Source organism: Flavobacterium sp. DG1-102-2, assembly GCF_033042555.1.
Classification (GTDB): Bacteria; Bacteroidota; Bacteroidia; order Flavobacteriales; family Flavobacteriaceae; genus Flavobacterium.
Genome location: NZ_JAWLIK010000003.1, coordinates 181,598 through 199,398 on the forward strand (window position 1 = coordinate 181,598; position 17,801 = coordinate 199,398).

Below are 17,801 nucleotides of genomic sequence, written 5' to 3' on the forward strand. Positions count from 1 at the left end.
CGTTTTCTTACCTTTGTGCCGCAAAAATAAAACAAAAATATGTTCAATAAAAATATTAAGCTTGCAATTGCAGCTTTATTAGTTATCACTGCCGTATGGCAGTTTACAGAAGGTAATATAGGAAATGGTATTTTTATACTCCTTATAACACTTGTTGTTGTTGCATTATACTTTAAAAACGAATACATACTGCTGGCATTCCTTAAGTTAAGGAAACAGGATTTTGACGGCGCTAAAAAACTGCTGGATAAGATAAAGAATCCTGAAACGGCACTCGTGCGCAAACAGCAGGGCTACTATAACTACCTTAACGGATTGATGCTTTCGCAGACTAATCTTAATGCTGCCGAGAAATACCTTAAGAAAGCGGTAGAGCTTGGATTAAGCATGGATCAGGATCTTGCTATGGCAAAACTGAACCTCGCCGGTATTGCAATGAGCAAGAACCGTAAGATAGAAGCTGAGAAACTGCTTGCTGAGGCTAAAAGGCTGGATAAACAGGGAATGCTAAAAGAACAGATCACCATGATGAAGGCGCAAATGAAAAAAGGGCCGCAGGTTCAGCAGAGAAGATATTAAAACACAAGCCGCCCCATGAGGGCGGTTTTTGTTTAGTTGCTTTTTATTATTTTTACATCAATTCAATCAAATCAAATAATGACAATCACAAAACCGGCTGTAAAGCTTATAGGGGTTTCCCTTGGATTTAAAACTACAAACGAAAACGGAAAAGCAGCAGAAGACTGCGGCGCACTATGGCAGCACTTTAGCGGCAGTTTTATGGCGCCAAGGATAAAAGGCAAGCTTAATAAAGATATCTATGCAGTGTATTATGACTACGATGGTGATTATACCAAACCGTATGCGTATTTCATTGGCTGCCCTGTGGGCGATGATACCGAAGTGCCTGCCGGCATGGAAACCATTACCATACCTGAGCAAACCTATGAGATAGAAGTGGCAAAAGGACAGATGCCTACCTGTGTTGCCGATGCGTGGCAGGAGATCTGGAAAAAAGACGACAGTAACCGTGCTTATGGCTTCGACTTTGAAGTATATGATTCTAAAAGCAAAGACTGGATGAATGCCGAAATTGACATTTATCTTTCTGTAAAATAACAGGAACCGCCTTATGGCGGTTTTTTGTTTTTAGTATATTTGAAAATAAAAAACCTTGTCCGCACCCCAATCTATAAACCTACTCTCCCTTATCCAAACATACAATTTGGAAGAGATAACCATTCCGGCGAAAACCGTGTTGCTGAAAGAAGGCGAAAGTTCGAAGTTTATGTACTTTGTACAATCGGGATGCCTGCGGATGTGGACCAACCATAATGGTAACGAAATAACCACTCAGTTCTTTTTTGAAGGCAAAGGCGTAGCATCCATGGAGAGCCTGCTAACAGGACAGCCCAGCGAATTTACTATGGAAAGCCTTGAGCCCTGCTCGCTCTATGTTATGGGTAAGGAACTTTTCCTGAAGCTGATTGAAGAGGATGCCGATTTCAAGAATTGGTTTGATCAGCTGCTGCTGGAACGTTTCTTTTACTATTCCAAGCACATGCTTTCGTATCTTAAGAACAAACCGCAGGAACGTTACTACGAACTCCTTAAAAATCATCCGCATATTTTGCAGCGCGTACCGCAGCATTATATTGCATCTTACCTTGGTATTACTCCCGTATCGTTGAGCCGAATCCGCAACAGGAAATAACTATTTTTATTTATTAACAATTGTTATCGCCTGACCGTTGGCGGCTGCCGAACTTTGCTTTAAAATTAATAATTATGAAAGCAGCAGTTTTACATCAGTTGGGCAGAAATCCCGTTTACGAGGATTTTGATGCTCCTGTTCCAAATAGTGAAAATGAAGTTCTGATAAACGTAAAAGCATTCTCGCTTAAAAATCTGGATAAAGGCAAGGCTGCGGGAAAGCACTACACTTCTTATCCGTCTTTACCTGTAGTTGTGGGTATAGATGGCGCAGGAATATTAGAAGATGGTACTAAGACATATGCCTGGGGTAAAACCGGAATGCTTGCCGAACAGGCTTTGGTAGAAAACGGAAAGTGGGCCATTATTCCGGATAGATTGGATTTTGAAACGGCCGCGGCGCTGCCCAACGCCCTCGTAGGTTCTGATGCTGCATTGTTGTACAGGGCAGGTTTTCAGCCTGGGCAGACTGTACTTATAAACGGCGCAACCGGGTTTACAGGTAAGGTTGCTATACAAATGGCTAAGTTAAGAGGAGCTGCAAAAGTTATTGTTACGGGGCGTAACCAAGCCATACTTGAAGAACTGAAAGCCCTTGGAGCCGATGAGGTTATTTCGCTTAGTCAGGAGGATAGTGCCATAATTAAACAGATACAGGAATCGCACGCTCAGACTCCCATAGATATTGTACTTGATTATGTATGGGGGCATCCTGTTGAGCTTATCCTTGATGCTTTTAAGTCGCTGCCTCCGCGCAGGCTAAAGATCGTTACGATAGGTAATATGGCTGGCGCGAACATCAGCCTGCAATCTGCACTGTTAAGGAGCACGCAAATTGAGTTTCTTGGTTCAGGTATAGGGAGTATACCATTTGCCGATATCCATAACTATATGGAACAGGAACTGCCAAAAGTTTTTGAACTTGCAGCAAAAGGTAAAATAAAAATTGACCTTGAGATGACTGAACTTAAAGATGTAGAAACGGTATGGTCGCAAACCGAAAAGCCGGGAAGCCGAATCGTAATTAAAATATAATGATGAAAAAAGAGGAGAACAATGCTGATCTTTCGGAAATCAACCAAAAGATCGTAGCCGCAGGCGAGCAACTGCCGCTTGTAAAGCTTAAAGACGGTTCTGCCGTGCAGACGGGTACGGTCGCTGCGATGCTGCACAATGTAAGATTATATAATGATGGAGAACGCGGCGAAATAGTGTCACAGCTTGAAGCAGCTATACCAACACTAGTGAAAGTAGGTTTATTTGATCTTTTCAGTATTGGTGAATGGATTAATGGCGACAACGCCGGACGCCGGCTGGTAGGTTTTAAAGCCCAGGAATTTTTAAACAGCCTTTAATCTATAGCCAAGGTGTTTTTTTGAATATATTTTGTAATATAATACCTATAATTGCGTTTTTCATAAAAATCACCATTATGAAAATTGTAAAACTTGTACTTGTTACCGCAATTTTGGCGGCTGTTACATCATGTAACAAAGACGAATGTATTAATGCTAACCCTATGCTTAGCAGTGGAAAACCCGATACTGAAACTTATAAAAAGGAGCTCCTTAAAGAAATTAAGGCTGCTGAAAATGTCAGTATTACATTATCGGGGTATCAGGAGGAAAATGGTGTTCCGCAGTTGAGTGTCGATATTTATGGCGATAAATTGTGCGCTAAAGCAGTTATCGCTGTTACTAAACCAGACAACATTATTGCCGATGTAATTGCAAATAAGGGAAAAGGGTATGAACATACCTTATTAGAGAACCTGAATTTTTCATTAGATCCCATCTCTAACGATTTTATATATGATGGGGTAGATGAGATCCTGGATTGATGTAAGATTTTTTACACGTGCTAAACGTAAATATCATTTAATTATTACATTTGATGTTAAAAATTTAACTAAATTTACTCATCAATTTAGCCAATACAATGAGAAATTTATTGCACCTTATACTATTTCTCCTGTTTTCGTCAACTGCCATAAGCCAGGCAGCCGATGATACACTTTATTTCTCTAATGCCATAAAAATCAATTTTGCACAGTATAAAAAAGAAAGTACGCTCGCTTTTGCACTGGGGGATTTAGAGAGGGGGGAGTTCCTGTTTGATTCGCTTGTGCAGAATCGGCTTGTAGGCACTACATTTGACAATATTTCGCTAAAAAAATCGTCAGGGCCAAGGCTCAGGCTAAGTTCTGTAAAGAAACCGTTGTTCCTGCTTACTTATGCGTCATGGTGCGTACCCAATCAGGGAGAGATTCCTGCAATTAACAAGCTGGCACGGCAATATGGAAAGGATGTCAAGATCGTCGTGTTGTTTTGGGACAGGAAAGATAAGATGAAAAAGATTGCCCGAAAATTCAGTGGAAGGATAACCATTTGCTATGCACACGAATATTATAAAACAGATGCACGGATAGTGGCAGCTCTAAAACATACACTGGGCTTTCCTACATCATATTTTCTTGACGCCAACCGTAAAATTGTTGATATCAGGCGCTGTGGGGTTTTCAAAACGTTAGAAAAGCAGCAGTACCAAAAATCATTTGACCTTAATTATAATTCCTACCTCGAAGGCTTATCTACCATTATGATAAAAAATCCTGATGCCGACGACGACACTAAATAGTTTTATAAAGTTTTTAAGGGCAGGGTGTTAAAGAATTTATCCATTGTTCGATTAATGCCCTTCCGTCTTTATCGGTAACAGACCTTCCAACAGGGGGCATCATGTCAGCCTTGTTGCGGCTGTCGCCAATTCTGTAATAAAGCCATGAATCTTCTGTGTCCTGCCCGGATATTATATAAGCCTGTCCAGGCGTAACGTCGTGCACAATTTCACAAATTCCCAGATTTGATGGATCGGTTGTTTGATTAAAGGCAAGGTTTATATGCATTTCGTTAGCGTCTCCTGCCGGATTATGGCAATGCGCACAGTTGATATCAAGATAGGAGCGTACCCTTACATCAAGAGGATATGATGTGTCTTTCCAGTCAACGGTGCTGCTTATTGTTTGTGGCAGGACATTGCTTATGTAGCCCTGGTTTTTCCAGTGGGCGAGTTGATTTGTTATTATGCCATTGTAGTTATATAGCTTATTCAGGTTTTGGGGTTTAGGCCCTATCGGCAGCGGCGTGTTATTGCTGTTGTGGCAGCGCAGGCACTCATCCTTATCAGGTATACTGTAAGTAACCGTGTTTTCTTCACCATCTTTTAACCAGGTAATATTTTTGACGCTTCCGTTAAGGTCAAGAAAAGCTTCGGTCTGTTCGTCGTTCCAAACATAGTTGGCGAAGATCCACCCGTTTGCTTTTTTTATCATAATGCGCGTCTCTATAATTTTAGTGAGATTTTCAGGAAGCACATTTTCGTAATAAAAATTCTTTATGAGCGCAGCTCCGGCAGGGAAGTTAAGGACCTCCCCATCGGTACCATAAGATGCTTGTGCACCTTCGGGCATCCAGACGAATCGTTTTTTAAGGGCATAGTCTGTAAACAAGGAACTGTTCAGGTCGTAAGGCAGCACTTTATGAGCCGGTGTAAGGCTTTTAAGTTCGCCGGTAAAAAATTTATAATCGGATAGTTTTGGATACGGAACAGTAGTAAGATCCATGACCACGGGCGAAAGTTCTTTATACTCGGCAGGATCGTCTGATCCACATGATAAAAATGCAGTGAAAACAGATAAAAGTAAAAGCGTTGCTAATAAGTAGTGTCTTTTCATGCGGTATCCTTATATATTTTCTAAACAGACCGCAAATATATAGTAATTAATGGAGTGGCAAAAAAAAGGCCGGATTATTTCAAATCCAGCCTTACATTGTATTTAGACAGTTCTTCGAGTGCTTCGGGAGATGTGTAATCAAAGGTCTGTGCATGTTTGCTGTGTTCTTTCTTCTGATTGATGCGAATGACCGCCTTGCAGAAGCGTCGCACTTCATCATCGTTAGACAATGTAAGGTGCGGCACAGTGGCGTTCTTCCCTTCGGTATCTTTAGCTACCATGGTAAAATAAGATGAGTTACAATGTTTTACTTTACCTGTTTGTATGTTTTCTGAATCTACGCGTATACCCACAACCATTGAGGTATTGCCTACATAATTTACTGATGCTTTCATGGTAACCAATTCGCCAACCTCAATAGAATTAAGGAAATCTACCGTATCTACAGATGCCGTTACTGCATAACTGCCAGAATATTTAGAGGCAGCAGCAAAAGCGATCTGGTCCATTAACATAAGGATGTAGCCGCCGTGTATCTTTCCGCTAAAGTTAGTGTGTGATGGCAGCATAAGCTCTGATATGGTAACTTTAGAGCTGCTTACTTTTTTATATTTAATGGTACTCATTACTTAGGGGTTTAGTAGGTTAGGGGTGTTGTCTTCAGCCTCTTCTTCCTGCTGAAGCGCCCTGTTAAGAATATTCTCAGGCAGCGATTTCTTAGCTTTGGCTCCCATTTTCTTAAGTTTTTCTATGCTGGTAATAATATTACCGCGGCCTTCAATAAGCTTGCCCATTGCATTTTGGTATTCGCCCTGAGCGTCTTTCATCTTGTTGCCTACCTTGGTAAGGTCGCTTACAAAGCCTTCAAACTTATCATATAAAGCGCCTGCCTGGCGTGCTATCTCATAGGCATTTTCCTGTTGTTTCTGGTTGCTCCACATACTGTCTATGGTGCGCAGCGTTGCCAATAGCGTACTTGGCGTAACGATTACAATGTTGCGTTCAAAGGCTTTGCCGTATAATGTTGTATCCTCGTTTAGGGCTACTGCAAAAGCAGGTTCCATAGGGATAAAAAGCAATACGAAGTCAGGGCTTTCAATCTTGTATAGGTCGTGGTAATTCTTATCGCTGAGCTGGTCTACGTGGCGCTTGATTGAATTAACGTGTTCCTTAAGGTGTACCATTTTTAACGGATCATCCTCTTCATTGATATAACGTTCATACGCCACAAGCGAAACTTTAGAATCGACGATCATTTTTTTGCCATCGGGCAGGTTGATCACAACATCGGGCTGCACGCGGCTGCCTTCGTCGTTTACATGGCTTTGCTGTACGTAATATTCGCGGTCTTTTTCAAGCCCCGATTTTACAAGTACGCGTTCCAGTATGAGTTCGCCCCAGTTACCCTGCATTTTAGTATCGCCCTTAAGGGCGCGGGTAAGGTTAAGTGTTTCTTTACTCATTTGTTCGTTCATGTCGCGCAGGCCAAGGATCTGCTGGCGGAGTGCGGCATGATAATCAATACTTTCTTTATGGGTGTCTTCAACTTTCTTTTCAAACAGGTGGATTTTTTCCTGTAGCGGCGAAAGTATGTTTTTCATGTTCTCGCGGTTCTGCTCTGTAAACTTGTTCGATTTTTCTTCAAGTATCTTGTTAGCAAGGTTTTCAAATTCTTTAGTGAATTTTTCGCGAAGCTCATCGGTTTCCTGCCGCTGCTCACGCATGCGTTCAAGCAGGTTATCAAAATCGGTTTCCTTTTTTGTCAATTGGATAGAAAGCGCATCTTTAGCCTGGCGCAGGCTGTCGCGTTCGGCATGCGTCTGAACAAGCTGTTTTTCAAGGCCAAGAAGCTCGTTTTGTGATTGCTGTTTCAGCTGTTCGATCTGCGCCTGAAGACTGTTAACCCGTTCTTCAGAAACTTTTTTATCGGCAGCAGCCTTAGACGAAAATACGATCTTGCCAATGTAAGTGCCTATGGCAAGGGCAATAATGAAGGCGAGTAAAATGGATAAGGTATCGGGCATTGAAGTGATTTTTGTAAGAGGTAAAAATACGTAAAATACTTCTATCTTTGAAAACTAAACATTTTAAATGAAACCTCCTGTATTTCTGTTTTTTTAAATTTACGGAACCAAAGAAGATTGATTTAACACCAAAGCATAAACATTATATAACGCATGTCTCACAACTACGTAACCTTTAAAAAATATCCCGATGCCAAACAGGCACGCGCCCAACAGGAACTATTATTAGAAAATGGCATTGAATGCATTTTTGTAAATGCGGCTTCGCAGCTGGGCAGCCTTTCGGGCGATTTGTCTCAGGAATTTGAATTGCAGCTGCACCCTGAAAATTTTGAAAAAGCAGAAGAGCTGCTTGAAAAGGATGCCGAATCTATGCTTAATGACCTGCCTGAAGATTATTACCTTATGGCATTTACAAACGAAGAGCTGCATGATGTTGTGCTGAAGCACGACGAATGGAGTGAATTTGACTATATGCTCGCGCGCAGGCTATTGGCAGAAAGAGGCCACGAAATTGATGAGGCACACCTTAGGTCCATGCGAAATGAAAGGATAAACGAACTGGCACAACCTGAAAAAGACCAGAAGAGTTGGATTGCTGCCGGATACCTGTTTGCTATTCTGGGTGGTTTCTTTGGGATAATCACAGGATATGTTTTATGGAGCGCACAAAAGACGCTGCCTAACGGAAAAATGGTGTATTCTTACAGTGCAAAGGACAGGACACAAGGAAAGAATATAATGATACTCGGTATCATAGTGCTTGTTGCGTTTATTGGTTTGTGGCTTTTTACTAAGGAACAATAATGTATTATTAAGAAAAGCATTCGTAAAAAAATATTTAACACGCCCTGCCGGTAAAGTAATGTACTTTTTGGCAGGGCGTTTGCGTTAAGGCTATTGTAATGTGTAGTTTATAATTTAAATCACGCCTTAATTATATGAAAAGCATCGGGGTATTTTTTGTTCTTGCAGCATGGGGCTGCACCTTGCCTGCCCGGGCACAAAAAGCATTTGGTTCAGAAAAGTATGCCACCATGTGCCACTACTATGGCGAGTCCGATACAGCTTATATTGTAATGCACGCACCGGCACCCGCCGCCGAAAAAGTGGTGCAGGATATTATGGCGGTTATAGGGCTGCGTGCTAATTTTGAATTGCGTTCTGCTAATGTCCCTACTGCCGCCGCAGTAATAAAACAGGGCAAGCGCTATATACTGTACAATACGCAGTTTATGAATAATATTATTAGTTCTACAGGAAATAAATGGGCTGCTGTGAGTATCATGGCACACGAGATTGGCCATCACCTGAGCGGGCATACGCTGGACAACGAAACCAGCAAACCGGCCACCGAACTGGAAGCTGATGAATTCTCAGGCTTTGTGCTCCAAAAAATGGGTGCAGCTTTAACTGATGCACAGGCTGCCATGGCTGCCATAGCTTCGATTAAGGGTTCGCACACGCATCCGCCCAAGAGCCAAAGACTTAGTGCAATCGCATCTGGATGGAGCAGAGCAGGAGGTAAATTTAGCGAGACAGCCATGGCTGCCTATGCGCCGGAAAAGCCTAGGACAATAACTGCAGCGCCTATTGTGGAACAGCAGAAGACAGAAACAAAACTATTAACCCGCGCCGAAAAAATAGCCCAAAGCGCAACGTATAATAAAAATGTGGCCTCTGAAGCGTATTTTGCTTCTAACCCGCAGGGAAAGTATTATGTTACCACAAAAGGTAACCTTGTACAGGTAGACAGGGATAAGGTATATCTTGTAGGCAGCCTTACGGCGTCTAACAAGCCCGGTTACAAAATGATGTTGACTGACATTGACTCTAATACAATTTACGTCGGGTCAGGAGGAATGCTGGTAAACAATTACGGGAAGAAGATAGGATACCTTAAATCAAGAAAATAACATGCTGATCATTTTAACGCTGCTGCTTATTAAAAAGATAAGCGGCAAAAGAATAGCCTCTTCATAGAGGCTTTTTTTATGTTAAAATATAACCTCGCTTTAACATATCGCACTGTAGTGCAACCTTTTTTTTAACTAAATTGCAGTAAAATTCCTGATATGCAAAAGACTATTTTGTGGGATGGCCTGCTTAACGATACCGATGAGCACTGCAATGTAAATTTCCTATCGGATGCCATCATGGTGCGGTCGGAGATTGAAGGCTGGGCGCAGGGTATGCCTATATATGCCGACTATACCCTTAAGCTTACCCCTGCATGGGAAGTACAGGAATTTAAGATCAATTTTCATGTGAAGGATACACAGCATCAGTACACGCTTTTGCGCGACGCCAATAATAATTGGACTGACGCTTCAGGCAGATCTCATCCCGAATTTGAAGGCTGCCGTTTTATCGATATTTCGCTTACGCCTTTCACCAATTCGCTGCCGATAAACGGACTCTTTCTGCCACATGGCGAAAGCAGCGATTTCGATTTGGTTTATATGGATATTGTTGCCAATGAAATTCGAAAAGAACACCAAAAATATACTAAAGCAGGACACCATAATTATCATTTTGAGAATGCGGATGCCAGCTTTACCGCCGACATTACCGTTGATGATGATGGTTTTGTGACCGATTACCCCGAACTGTTTACTATGATTCAACCTAAATAACCCCTATGGATACCCAGCAAATTCAATCACTTGAAAACAGGCTTATTGAAGCCATGAAAACAAGCAATGTTAAGGAACTTGACGCCCTTATTGCCAACGACCTGATATTCACTTCGCATACCGGCCAGCTGTTTACAAAACAGGATGATCTTGATTCTCACGGATCGGGCAACATTGAGATATTCAGTATTGAGCCGCATGAGCAGAAAATAAGGATAGAAGGCAACGTAGCCATCGTATCGGTACTGCTTGAAATAAGCGGATCGTTCTTTGGCAATACAGAAGTAGGCTTTTACCGCTTTACCAGGGTATGGAAAGACCACGACGGCAAATGGCAGGTTATAGCTGCACATTCTACACAAGCCGTTAGGGAACAGGTACAGCTGGATTAATTGAGCTTTCTTATATTTGAATAAAATCGCCACGATGAATATTAAAGTTATTGCATTTGATGCCGACGATACCCTTTGGGTAAACGAGCCTTTTTTCCAGGAAACCGAACATAAATTTTACAGCCTTATGGAAGCCTATCTTCCGCAGCACAGCATTGCCAAGGAGCTGTTTAAGATTGAGATAGATAATCTTGATGTGTACGGTTATGGCATCAAAGCCTATATTTTGAGCATGATAGAGGCGGCCATCAAAATATCAGAAAACACGATAAGCGTGGAAGCCATTTCCAGGATCATAGACTATGGCAAAGAAATGCTTGAAAAGCCTGTAGAATTGCTTGAAGGTGTTGACGATGCTCTTAAGGCACTTCATGGCAAATACAAACTAGTAGTAGCTACAAAAGGGGATCTTAAGGACCAGCACCGCAAGCTGCACGATTCGGGCCTTGGGCACTATTTTCACCATATTGAGGTAATGTCAGATAAGCAGAAGATAGATTATGAAAAGATGCTGAAACGCCTTGAGGTAGAACCGTCAGAATTTTTGATGATAGGAAATTCGCTAAAGTCAGATGTATTGCCTGTATTAGAGATAGGAGGGCATGCGTGCCATATACCGTTTCATACCACCTGGCTGCACGAGCAGATTGACCACACTATAGAGCATGAAAACTTTAAAGAAGCAGAAAATATTTCGAAGTTACTGCCACTGTTGCTTTCATAATTTTTAAAGGATGGAACCGCACTTTTTTATAACCCCTGCCGAATTCCGTAAATGGCTCGACAAAAACCATGATAAGGAATCCGAACTGCTTGTTGGCTTCTACAAAACCAACACCGGTAGGCCAACGATTACCTGGCCTCAGTCGGTAGATCAGGCATTGTGTTATGGCTGGATAGACGGCGTGCGCAAATCGCGTGACGAAGAAAGCTACACGATACGCTTTACGCCAAGAAAACCCACCAGCATCTGGAGTGCAATAAACATTGATAAAATAGAAACGCTGCTTAAAAAAGGCCTTGTAAAGCCTGCCGGAATTGCAGCCTACAAAAAGCGAACTGAAAGCAAATCTCGCGTTTATTCTCATGAGCGTACTGAGGATGCTGTGCTTCCTGCAGAAATGGAAAAAGAGTTTAAAGCTAATGCCCCAGCATGGGAATTTTTTATGAAACAGGCGCCATCGTACCGTAAAATGGTGCTTCATCTTATTGTTTCTGCCAAACAGGAAAAAACAAGAAGGTTCCGTTTTGAGAAACTATTGACTGCCAGTGCCGAAAGTAAGCGGTTGTGAAAATTTATACGTTTAGTATTACAGTTTTTTAATTATATTTGAGTTTAAAGAAAGTAGGCCAACTAAATTCTAAAACCAATAGTTATGAAAAAAACGTTTCAATTTTTAGCGCTGCTTGCAGTAGGAGTATGTTTTGCATTTGCCCTGCCAAAAACCGGAGAGCCAAAACGCATTAATGTTGTTATAGATGCTGGTCATGGAGGTAAAGATCATGGTGCTGCACACGAGGCATTTACCGAAAAGCAAATTACCGATGCCATCGCATCAAAGATAAAAACATTAAATACCGATAAAGAGGTCGTATTGCTTTTTACACGTGAGGGCGACGAGTTTGTTGACCTTAATTCGCGTGTGGAGGCTATGAATACGGTTAAGCCGGACCTTGTACTATCGCTGCATGTAAATTATACTAAAAACGACGAAAAATCGGGTATGGAATTCTTTGTCTATAAGGATGGAAAACATGGGGCAAAGTCTGAAGCATATGCTAACAGGCTGTCTGATAAATTTGAACGTAAGGGCTATAGGGTAGCCGATTTACAGTCTGCGCCATTTTATACTCTTAAAAAATCAGAAGTGCCTGCTATTGTCGTAGAATTAGGTTACCTTTCCAATGAAATTGACAGGGAGTACCTTACAGGCGATGCATCACAAAATGAAATTGCAGGTGTGGTTGCAGAATTCCTTAAAGAAATAAAATAACGTAAATCCTATTATGGCAGAACAGAATTATAAGAACCACATACGCTTTTATCCGCCGCATCATTTTGTATTTTACCCGTTAATGCTTGCTGTTCTCTCTTTTGCAGTTACTCAGGCAGTTTTACAGGAACACGGTAAACTGGTTTGGATATTTTTAAGTGTTCTTTCTGCAATAATTACCTGGGTGGCCTATATGATGCGTCAGCATTATGCTCTCACGGTGCAAAACAGGGTTGTGCTGCTCGAGCTGCGCTACCGTTTTTTTGCCACTACCGGCGAACGCCTGGAAATGTATGAGGGTATGCTTAGCGAAGGTCAGCTGTTTGCACTGCGTTTTGCACAGGATGACCAACTGCTTTTCCTTATAAAGAAGGCAATAAACGAAGAACTTACGGCCGATGCGATAAAGCGTTCTATAGAAAACTGGAAACCCGACCACAACAGGGTATAAATAAACAAAGGGCAGTCTGAAATAATCAGGCTGCCCTTTTTGAATTAGGTTCGGAATCAATGGAATGGTTCGTACCTCTAATTCGCAAAAAAATATTTTAATTTCGTGTACTCCTAAAAGTCGTCTCCGTTGTTGCTGCGGGTACTGTTGTCGCTGCGGCGCTGCTCATCCCTGTCGCTGTAATAGCTGCCTGATGAAGCATCACGCTGGTCTTCGCTGTGCGACCTTCCCGGGCTGCGCTGCATCTGGTCGTTTTGATCCCAGTCGTTATTTTCTGTACCGCGGTTAGATCTTGTGCTGCCCATTCTTTGTTCGTCTTCGTAAGTGTGTTCGTCCTCATTATAAGTCCTTGAACCCCTTGAATCCATAGAATGAGAATCTACATCAGATTCCCTGTATCGATCTTGCGATTCGTTATCACGGCCCATAGATGAAGTTCTGTTTATTTCGTACGAACTGTCGTTGTCGCGGCTGTTCATGCGTTGTGATTCGTTCTGGTTACCTAAGTTACCTGTATTTTCATTGTTGTTTGAGCGATCGCGATCATTCCGGTCACGATTGTCATTGTTGTTTACTGTTGACATAATGAATAGTTTGGTTGTTAATATTCGCTTTTTTTCTTTTTTGTGTCACCGTCCTGTATCTTTTGCGGGGTTTTGGTGGCTGTTGTTTTTTTAGCTGCGCCTTTTTCGGCCTCAGCCATAGTTTTCTTAAGGTTAGATTCAGATGGTTTTACATCTTTATCTAATGTTTTGCCAGAAACTTTTGGTGCCGGTGTTTGTGATGATGAAGCCATGATAATTGTTTTTAGAAGGTTATAAAACAAAGTTAGGACGAGTAGAGAAGGGGTAAGCTTGTAATTAACGTTCCCTTTTATCTAAAACGTTATAAAAACCTTTAACAATCAGCGGAATAGGTAATGAATCATAGGGTTTTGAACTTTAGTGTTTTTATAGGCCTCCTGAAGTTTAACATAGCGTTCACGTAAATTTTTATTCGTATTGATATATCGCAGGTTAATTTGGCTGAGGTTTAACAGGGCATTACGCGTAAAAGTTTTTTCAAAACACCTTTTATGCTTAACTTTAGGCTATCACTAATTTAAACACACACTATGGCAACAAATAAATGGGTATTGGATATAGCACATTCAGAGATACATTTTAAGATAAGGCACCTTGTTATTGCAAATATAACGGGAGCATTCAATGTTTTTTCGGGGACACTGGAAACAAAAGAGCACGATAACTTTAATAACGCGTCTATCAATTTTATGATTGATGTTTACAGCGTTGATACTAATAACACCACAAGGGATGAACACCTGAAATCAGATGATTTCTTTAATGCCGATATCTATCCGCAAATTGATTTTCAATCTACGGCATTTATACATATAGAAGGTGATAAGTACAAGCTTGAGGGTAATGTAACTATAAAGGGTATAACTAAAACCGTAACGCTTGATGCGCTTTTTGGCGGCGAGGCAAAGGATGGCTTTGGCATCAACAGGGCCGGATTTGAGATTACAGGTAAAATCAACAGGAATGACTTTGGTATTCATGCTCCCGATGTAACGGAGACAGGCGGACTCGTTCTTGGAGAAGAGATAAAGATGTTTGCTAATATCCAGTTTACAAACGAAACGGAATAGGTATAATTATTTAGCCACGAATTACACAGATTCACTAATTTGATTAGTGCTAATATGTGTAATTCGTGGCTTAGTTTTTTTGTTCTGCCCTAAATTTATTTTCCAGGATTAATGTTCCCTCGTTGCTTTTTATTGTCAGGGTGCGATGCAGGGTAGCGGTCTTCCTCGGTATCCGAATTGAAATCGCGATTTTCTGCAGTTTCTACATCTTCCTTCTCGCTGGTTGTGCCACGGCTTTTACTTACGGTTTCGCCATCACGGGTCGCCTTGTCGCCCTGGCTTACATTTGCCGCCTTTTTTTCGTCTACATCGCGGGCACGCTTAACGGTTTCGGTATCGCCGTTTGTGTCTTTATCCTGTTCTGTTTTAAGTTTGCCGGTGCTTGGGTCGTAGTTTTTAGGGAGGTTTTCTCCGCTAAAGCCTTCATTTTTATCTCCGGGCTTCTCCTGGTTATTCATTTTTTGCGCGCCAAGATCTTTTGGGTCATCTGTTCCTGATATCATAGCTGTATTTTTTAGCTGGTTGTAGTTACCTGAAATTGATCAGGTAATTATAGTGTGAGGTTACAATCTCGTTTACCGTGCGCTCCAGCGAGGGTTTAAGTTCGCTGTAGCCCTCTTTAAGGCTTCCGTCTGACGTGAAGTAATCCGGAAGTTTATATTTTACGAGCTTATCGGCATCGGTATAAATGTCGTTCACGTTAAACTGCAGCGTGTACGAGCTTACATTAAACTTAAGTTTTATGGTATAGTGAATGGTATACTCATACATTTCGCCTTTGCTCCTAATAAAAAAGGCATTCTTTTTAAAGGCACTTATAGACATGCTGTTTGCTGTAACACCGGTAATGTCAACACCTTTTTGCCTGCGGTTAAACTCCCTTGCCCAATTTTCTGACGTGGTAATGAGTTTTTCGTTAGGTGTAGACGGTACTTCTGCCTCAACGGGTTCAAAACCCCGGGATGTGAGTTCTAAATTAGGCTGCGCCTGAACGGTTATAGCAACAATAAAGCAGAGTAAGGTAAATAGTTTATGCATGGTTAAGCTTTTTGCAGGGCTTTTTCAAATTCGCTCTGAATCATTCCTGTTGAAAGTAAAAATGGTTTATCGCTAATGTTCACGGTTATGGTATCGCCGTCAATGCTGTACGAACCTTCTATACTGCCAAGGGGCGTGCTGCCTTTAAAGTTTCCCATTTCGGTATCTCCGCTAAGGCTCCCTTTATCGCCTACGGCATTTCTGATCTTAGAAAGGAGCTGGTTCTTATCACCCGAATAGTTAAGTGTAAATTTGCTTGCCATCGTGTTTTGTTTTTAAGTTGATTAGTAAATTTAATAAAAACAAAACAGTTTGGTGTTTAGCTTTTGTTAAAGCTAAATACCTGTTATGGTAAATCCGCCTTTTTCGGCATCAAAGCGAATGCCATCGTCATTAAAAAGTGCATCGAATGCTTTGTTTTTGATGAGGTTGGCCGGTGTATCCTGAGTAATTGAATTTTGCGACATGACAACAATCTCATTGCTTAACTGCAAGGCAAGGTCAAGGTCGTGGGTAGAGTAAAGGATGCATTTGCCTGTTTCCTGCGCCAGTTTTTTAAGTAGGCGAATAAGGTTTACCTTATGCAGGAGGTCAAGGTGCGTGGTAGGTTCGTCGAGCACGATAAGCGGTGTGTTCTGGGCCAGTGCGCGTGCTATGAGCACCTTTTGCAATTGTCCGTCGCTGATTTCAAAATGTTTCTTATCGCGCAGGTGTCCTATCTGCGTTAATGCAATCGCTTCATTTACCTTTTCAAGGTCGTCTGGGCTTAGCGATCCCAGCCAATTGGTATACGGCTGCCTGCCAAGAGCAACAAGTTCAAACACGGTTAGATTGCTTGGCGGAAGGCTTTCGGTTAAAACCACGGCAAGGTTTTGCGCAAGCTCTTTTTGGGTATATGCGGTTATATTTTTTCCGTTAAGGAGGGCTTCTCCCGCGAGGGGCTGCTGGATTCCTGTAAGAGTACGAAGAAGTGTAGATTTACCAATCCCGTTTGCACCGATAAGGGCAATAAGGCTGCCTTTAGCGAATGCCAGGTCGATTGCATCTGCAATTACAACGGGGGTATGCTTCGAGGCATAGCCGATGCTCATGTTATGTGCCGATAATATTATTGTCTCGTTTGCCATGGCTTATAGGTTGGCTTTTTGTTTTCGCATAAGCAGCCATATTACTATCGGCGCACCTATAATAGATGTTATGGCATTTATAGGCAGTACAAACTGGCTGCCGGGTATTTGTGTAAAAGTATCGCAAACCAAAAGGATAATGGCGCCTAAAAGCAGCGTACCGCCGTATAAGATAACATGGCTGCTGGTCTTAAAGAATAATTTGGCAATGTGCGGCACTACAAGCCCTATGAAGGCGATAGGCCCTGTAAATGCTGTTGCCGTACCGGTAAGCAGGCTGGCAGCAAGTATTATGATAATACGTGTCCTGCTAAAGTTGATACCCATGCTCTTTGCATAGCGTTCGCCAAGAAGCAGCGCATCAAGGGGTTTTATGCAGACTGCTGCCAACAACAGGCCTATAATACAGATAACAAAAAGTAGGATAATTTGCTGCCAAGGAAGGTTACCAAGGCTTCCTAAGGTCCAGAACGTATATTTTTGGAGTTCTTCGGCACTGCTGAAGAAGGTAAGCACATTAACGATTGCCCCTGCAAAACTGGAGAACATGAGGCCGATGATTAGTATGGCCATTGTGTCGCGCATGCGTTGTGACACGACTAACACAGCCAGTAATACAAGAAAACTTCCTGCGGTAGATGCCAGTACGATCCCGTAAGGGGATAGGAAAAAGTGTGCTAAGAAAGGAGGCATTAATCCCGCCCCAAGGATAACAAACGCCACACCAAGGCTTGCGCCCGAACTTAAACCCAATACATCTGGTCCTGCAAGCGGATTACGGAAAAGCGTTTGCATTAGCAGTCCGCTTACAGATAATCCCATACCTACGAGCAGGGCAGTAATCGCTTTGGGCAGCCTATAGTTCAGCACTATATACTGCCAGGTGCTTTTTGAGGCTTCGCCTCCGGTTAGGCTTAAGAATACATCTTTAAGGGGAATCTTAACCGACCCTGCGCTTATGTTAACCAAAAACAGGAAGAGCAAGGCAATGCCCAGAAAAGTAAAAATAACGATGTTCCTTTTTTTGTTGTGCAAGGCT

26 protein-coding genes are annotated in these 17,801 nt (G+C 42.0%); 16 read left to right on the forward strand and 10 right to left on the reverse strand.

Going from position 1 to position 17,801, the window contains the following annotated elements; all coding sequences use genetic code 11:
- Positions 1-39: 39 nt before the first annotated feature.
- From R1T16_RS06115 to R1T16_RS06145, 7 genes are all read left to right on the forward strand, one after another.
- Positions 40-579, forward strand: a complete 540-nt coding sequence (locus R1T16_RS06115) for a DUF2892 domain-containing protein (protein ID WP_317500211.1) — start codon at positions 40-42, stop codon at positions 577-579.
- 78 nt (positions 580-657) lie between these two features.
- Entirely contained in the window at positions 658-1,119 is a 462-nt protein-coding gene (locus tag R1T16_RS06120) for a GyrI-like domain-containing protein (protein WP_317500212.1), read from the forward strand.
- Positions 1,120-1,225: 106 nt separating this feature from the next.
- On the forward strand, positions 1,226-1,714 hold the full coding sequence (locus R1T16_RS06125; protein WP_317500213.1) for a Crp/Fnr family transcriptional regulator: 489 nt from the start codon (positions 1,226-1,228) through the stop codon (positions 1,712-1,714).
- Positions 1,715-1,788: 74 nt separating this feature from the next.
- The gene (locus tag R1T16_RS06130) at positions 1,789-2,748 is read left to right on the forward strand and encodes a zinc-binding alcohol dehydrogenase family protein (protein WP_317500214.1); all 960 of its coding nucleotides are present in this window, start codon (positions 1,789-1,791) and stop codon (positions 2,746-2,748) included.
- A complete protein-coding gene (locus tag R1T16_RS06135; protein ID WP_317500215.1) occupies positions 2,748-3,068 on the forward strand; it encodes a hypothetical protein in 321 nt (106 codons plus the stop codon). Before R1T16_RS06130 ends, R1T16_RS06135 begins: the two co-directional genes overlap by 1 nt.
- A gap of 77 nt (positions 3,069-3,145) precedes the next feature.
- Positions 3,146-3,553 (forward strand): hypothetical protein, encoded by a 408-nt coding sequence (locus tag R1T16_RS06140; protein WP_317500216.1) that lies wholly within the window; start codon positions 3,146-3,148, stop codon positions 3,551-3,553.
- A 98-nt stretch (positions 3,554-3,651) separates the two neighbouring features.
- On the forward strand, positions 3,652-4,350 hold the full coding sequence (locus R1T16_RS06145; RefSeq protein WP_317500217.1) for a TlpA disulfide reductase family protein: 699 nt from the start codon (positions 3,652-3,654) through the stop codon (positions 4,348-4,350).
- Positions 4,351-4,363: 13 nt separating this feature from the next.
- On the opposite strand, the gene R1T16_RS06150 is transcribed toward R1T16_RS06145, so the two are convergent.
- The 3 genes from R1T16_RS06150 to rmuC all read right to left on the reverse strand — a co-directional run bounded on the left by R1T16_RS06150 (position 4,364) and on the right by rmuC (position 7,470).
- Positions 4,364-5,446, reverse strand: coding sequence for a hypothetical protein (locus R1T16_RS06150; RefSeq protein WP_317500218.1), 1,083 nt, complete (start codon positions 5,444-5,446; stop codon positions 4,364-4,366).
- A gap of 74 nt (positions 5,447-5,520) precedes the next feature.
- Positions 5,521-6,072, reverse strand: a complete 552-nt coding sequence (locus R1T16_RS06155) for an acyl-CoA thioesterase (protein WP_317500219.1) — start codon at positions 6,070-6,072, stop codon at positions 5,521-5,523.
- A gap of 3 nt (positions 6,073-6,075) precedes the next feature.
- Entirely contained in the window at positions 6,076-7,470 is a 1,395-nt protein-coding gene (gene rmuC, locus R1T16_RS06160; protein WP_317500220.1) for a DNA recombination protein RmuC, read from the reverse strand.
- 153 nt (positions 7,471-7,623) lie between these two features.
- On the opposite strand from rmuC, the gene R1T16_RS06165 reads away from it, so the two are divergent.
- From R1T16_RS06165 to R1T16_RS06200, 8 genes are all read left to right on the forward strand, one after another.
- Positions 7,624-8,277 (forward strand): hypothetical protein, encoded by a 654-nt coding sequence (locus R1T16_RS06165; RefSeq protein WP_317500221.1) that lies wholly within the window; start codon positions 7,624-7,626, stop codon positions 8,275-8,277.
- Between the two features lie 134 nt (positions 8,278-8,411).
- On the forward strand, positions 8,412-9,386 hold the full coding sequence (locus tag R1T16_RS06170) for a hypothetical protein (protein WP_317500222.1): 975 nt from the start codon (positions 8,412-8,414) through the stop codon (positions 9,384-9,386).
- Between the two features lie 159 nt (positions 9,387-9,545).
- Positions 9,546-10,106: a putative glycolipid-binding domain-containing protein gene (locus tag R1T16_RS06175; protein ID WP_317500223.1), complete on the forward strand. Its 561-nt coding sequence runs from the start codon at positions 9,546-9,548 to the stop codon at positions 10,104-10,106.
- Between the two features lie 5 nt (positions 10,107-10,111).
- The gene (locus R1T16_RS06180; protein WP_317500224.1) at positions 10,112-10,498 is read left to right on the forward strand and encodes a nuclear transport factor 2 family protein; all 387 of its coding nucleotides are present in this window, start codon (positions 10,112-10,114) and stop codon (positions 10,496-10,498) included.
- Positions 10,499-10,532: 34 nt separating this feature from the next.
- Positions 10,533-11,222 carry an HAD family hydrolase gene (locus R1T16_RS06185; protein WP_317500225.1) on the forward strand — a complete coding sequence of 230 codons (690 nt, stop codon included), beginning with the start codon at positions 10,533-10,535 and terminating at the stop codon, positions 11,220-11,222.
- A 10-nt stretch (positions 11,223-11,232) separates the two neighbouring features.
- Positions 11,233-11,790, forward strand: a complete 558-nt coding sequence (locus R1T16_RS06190; protein ID WP_317500226.1) for a YdeI/OmpD-associated family protein — start codon at positions 11,233-11,235, stop codon at positions 11,788-11,790.
- Between the two features lie 84 nt (positions 11,791-11,874).
- Positions 11,875-12,492, forward strand: coding sequence for an N-acetylmuramoyl-L-alanine amidase (locus tag R1T16_RS06195; RefSeq protein ID WP_317500227.1), 618 nt, complete (start codon positions 11,875-11,877; stop codon positions 12,490-12,492).
- 13 nt (positions 12,493-12,505) lie between these two features.
- A complete protein-coding gene (locus tag R1T16_RS06200; RefSeq protein ID WP_317500228.1) occupies positions 12,506-12,943 on the forward strand; it encodes a DUF6526 family protein in 438 nt (145 codons plus the stop codon).
- A 113-nt stretch (positions 12,944-13,056) separates the two neighbouring features.
- Here R1T16_RS06200 and R1T16_RS06205 read toward each other — a convergent pair whose 3' ends face one another.
- Together R1T16_RS06205 and R1T16_RS06210 are read right to left on the reverse strand one after the other, a co-directional pair.
- Positions 13,057-13,527 carry a hypothetical protein gene (locus R1T16_RS06205; RefSeq protein WP_317500229.1) on the reverse strand — a complete coding sequence of 157 codons (471 nt, stop codon included), beginning with the start codon at positions 13,525-13,527 and terminating at the stop codon, positions 13,057-13,059.
- Between the two features lie 17 nt (positions 13,528-13,544).
- Complete coding sequence (locus R1T16_RS06210; protein ID WP_317500230.1) at positions 13,545-13,739, reverse strand: hypothetical protein; 195 nt, start codon at positions 13,737-13,739, stop codon at positions 13,545-13,547.
- 318 nt (positions 13,740-14,057) lie between these two features.
- Between R1T16_RS06210 and R1T16_RS06215 the strand changes: the two genes are divergently transcribed.
- Positions 14,058-14,597, forward strand: a complete 540-nt coding sequence (locus R1T16_RS06215) for a YceI family protein (RefSeq protein WP_317500231.1) — start codon at positions 14,058-14,060, stop codon at positions 14,595-14,597.
- Between the two features lie 95 nt (positions 14,598-14,692).
- Here the strand turns inward: R1T16_RS06215 and R1T16_RS06220 are convergent, their stop codons facing one another.
- The 5 genes from R1T16_RS06220 to R1T16_RS06240 form a co-directional block, all read right to left on the reverse strand.
- On the reverse strand, positions 14,693-15,100 hold the full coding sequence (locus R1T16_RS06220; RefSeq protein WP_317500232.1) for a hypothetical protein: 408 nt from the start codon (positions 15,098-15,100) through the stop codon (positions 14,693-14,695).
- 25 nt (positions 15,101-15,125) lie between these two features.
- Entirely contained in the window at positions 15,126-15,635 is a 510-nt protein-coding gene (locus tag R1T16_RS06225; RefSeq protein ID WP_317500233.1) for a hypothetical protein, read from the reverse strand.
- A 2-nt stretch (positions 15,636-15,637) separates the two neighbouring features.
- On the reverse strand, positions 15,638-15,898 hold the full coding sequence (locus tag R1T16_RS06230) for a hypothetical protein (protein WP_317500234.1): 261 nt from the start codon (positions 15,896-15,898) through the stop codon (positions 15,638-15,640).
- A 72-nt stretch (positions 15,899-15,970) separates the two neighbouring features.
- Entirely contained in the window at positions 15,971-16,762 is a 792-nt protein-coding gene (locus tag R1T16_RS06235) for an ABC transporter ATP-binding protein (protein ID WP_317500235.1), read from the reverse strand.
- 3 nt (positions 16,763-16,765) lie between these two features.
- Positions 16,766-17,797: an iron ABC transporter permease gene (locus R1T16_RS06240; protein ID WP_317500236.1), complete on the reverse strand. Its 1,032-nt coding sequence runs from the start codon at positions 17,795-17,797 to the stop codon at positions 16,766-16,768.
- Between the last annotated feature and the right edge of the window lie 4 nt (positions 17,798-17,801).

Coding starts and splice junctions, on each gene's coding strand:
- R1T16_RS06135 (WP_317500215.1), top strand. CDS start 2,748: ATGATGAAAAAAGAGGAGAACAATGCTGATCTTTCGGAAATCAACCAA.
- R1T16_RS06155 (WP_317500219.1), bottom strand. CDS start 6,072: ATGAGTACCATTAAATATAAAAAAGTAAGCAGCTCTAAAGTTACCATA.
- R1T16_RS06180 (WP_317500224.1), top strand. CDS start 10,112: ATGGATACCCAGCAAATTCAATCACTTGAAAACAGGCTTATTGAAGCC.
- R1T16_RS06145 (WP_317500217.1), top strand. CDS start 3,652: ATGAGAAATTTATTGCACCTTATACTATTTCTCCTGTTTTCGTCAACT.
- R1T16_RS06215 (WP_317500231.1), top strand. CDS start 14,058: ATGGCAACAAATAAATGGGTATTGGATATAGCACATTCAGAGATACAT.
- R1T16_RS06150 (WP_317500218.1), bottom strand. CDS start 5,446: ATGAAAAGACACTACTTATTAGCAACGCTTTTACTTTTATCTGTTTTC.
- R1T16_RS06230 (WP_317500234.1), bottom strand. CDS start 15,898: ATGGCAAGCAAATTTACACTTAACTATTCGGGTGATAAGAACCAGCTC.
- R1T16_RS06175 (WP_317500223.1), top strand. CDS start 9,546: ATGCAAAAGACTATTTTGTGGGATGGCCTGCTTAACGATACCGATGAG.
- R1T16_RS06205 (WP_317500229.1), bottom strand. CDS start 13,527: ATGTCAACAGTAAACAACAATGACAATCGTGACCGGAATGATCGCGAT.
- R1T16_RS06195 (WP_317500227.1), top strand. CDS start 11,875: ATGAAAAAAACGTTTCAATTTTTAGCGCTGCTTGCAGTAGGAGTATGT.
- R1T16_RS06220 (WP_317500232.1), bottom strand. CDS start 15,100: ATGATATCAGGAACAGATGACCCAAAAGATCTTGGCGCGCAAAAAATG.
- R1T16_RS06190 (WP_317500226.1), top strand. CDS start 11,233: ATGGAACCGCACTTTTTTATAACCCCTGCCGAATTCCGTAAATGGCTC.
- R1T16_RS06170 (WP_317500222.1), top strand. CDS start 8,412: ATGAAAAGCATCGGGGTATTTTTTGTTCTTGCAGCATGGGGCTGCACC.
- R1T16_RS06165 (WP_317500221.1), top strand. CDS start 7,624: ATGTCTCACAACTACGTAACCTTTAAAAAATATCCCGATGCCAAACAG.
- R1T16_RS06200 (WP_317500228.1), top strand. CDS start 12,506: ATGGCAGAACAGAATTATAAGAACCACATACGCTTTTATCCGCCGCAT.
- R1T16_RS06210 (WP_317500230.1), bottom strand. CDS start 13,739: ATGGCTTCATCATCACAAACACCGGCACCAAAAGTTTCTGGCAAAACA.
- R1T16_RS06225 (WP_317500233.1), bottom strand. CDS start 15,635: ATGCATAAACTATTTACCTTACTCTGCTTTATTGTTGCTATAACCGTT.
- R1T16_RS06130 (WP_317500214.1), top strand. CDS start 1,789: ATGAAAGCAGCAGTTTTACATCAGTTGGGCAGAAATCCCGTTTACGAG.
- R1T16_RS06185 (WP_317500225.1), top strand. CDS start 10,533: ATGAATATTAAAGTTATTGCATTTGATGCCGACGATACCCTTTGGGTA.
- R1T16_RS06120 (WP_317500212.1), top strand. CDS start 658: ATGACAATCACAAAACCGGCTGTAAAGCTTATAGGGGTTTCCCTTGGA.
- rmuC (WP_317500220.1), bottom strand. CDS start 7,470: ATGCCCGATACCTTATCCATTTTACTCGCCTTCATTATTGCCCTTGCC.
- R1T16_RS06140 (WP_317500216.1), top strand. CDS start 3,146: ATGAAAATTGTAAAACTTGTACTTGTTACCGCAATTTTGGCGGCTGTT.
- R1T16_RS06115 (WP_317500211.1), top strand. CDS start 40: ATGTTCAATAAAAATATTAAGCTTGCAATTGCAGCTTTATTAGTTATC.
- R1T16_RS06235 (WP_317500235.1), bottom strand. CDS start 16,762: ATGGCAAACGAGACAATAATATTATCGGCACATAACATGAGCATCGGC.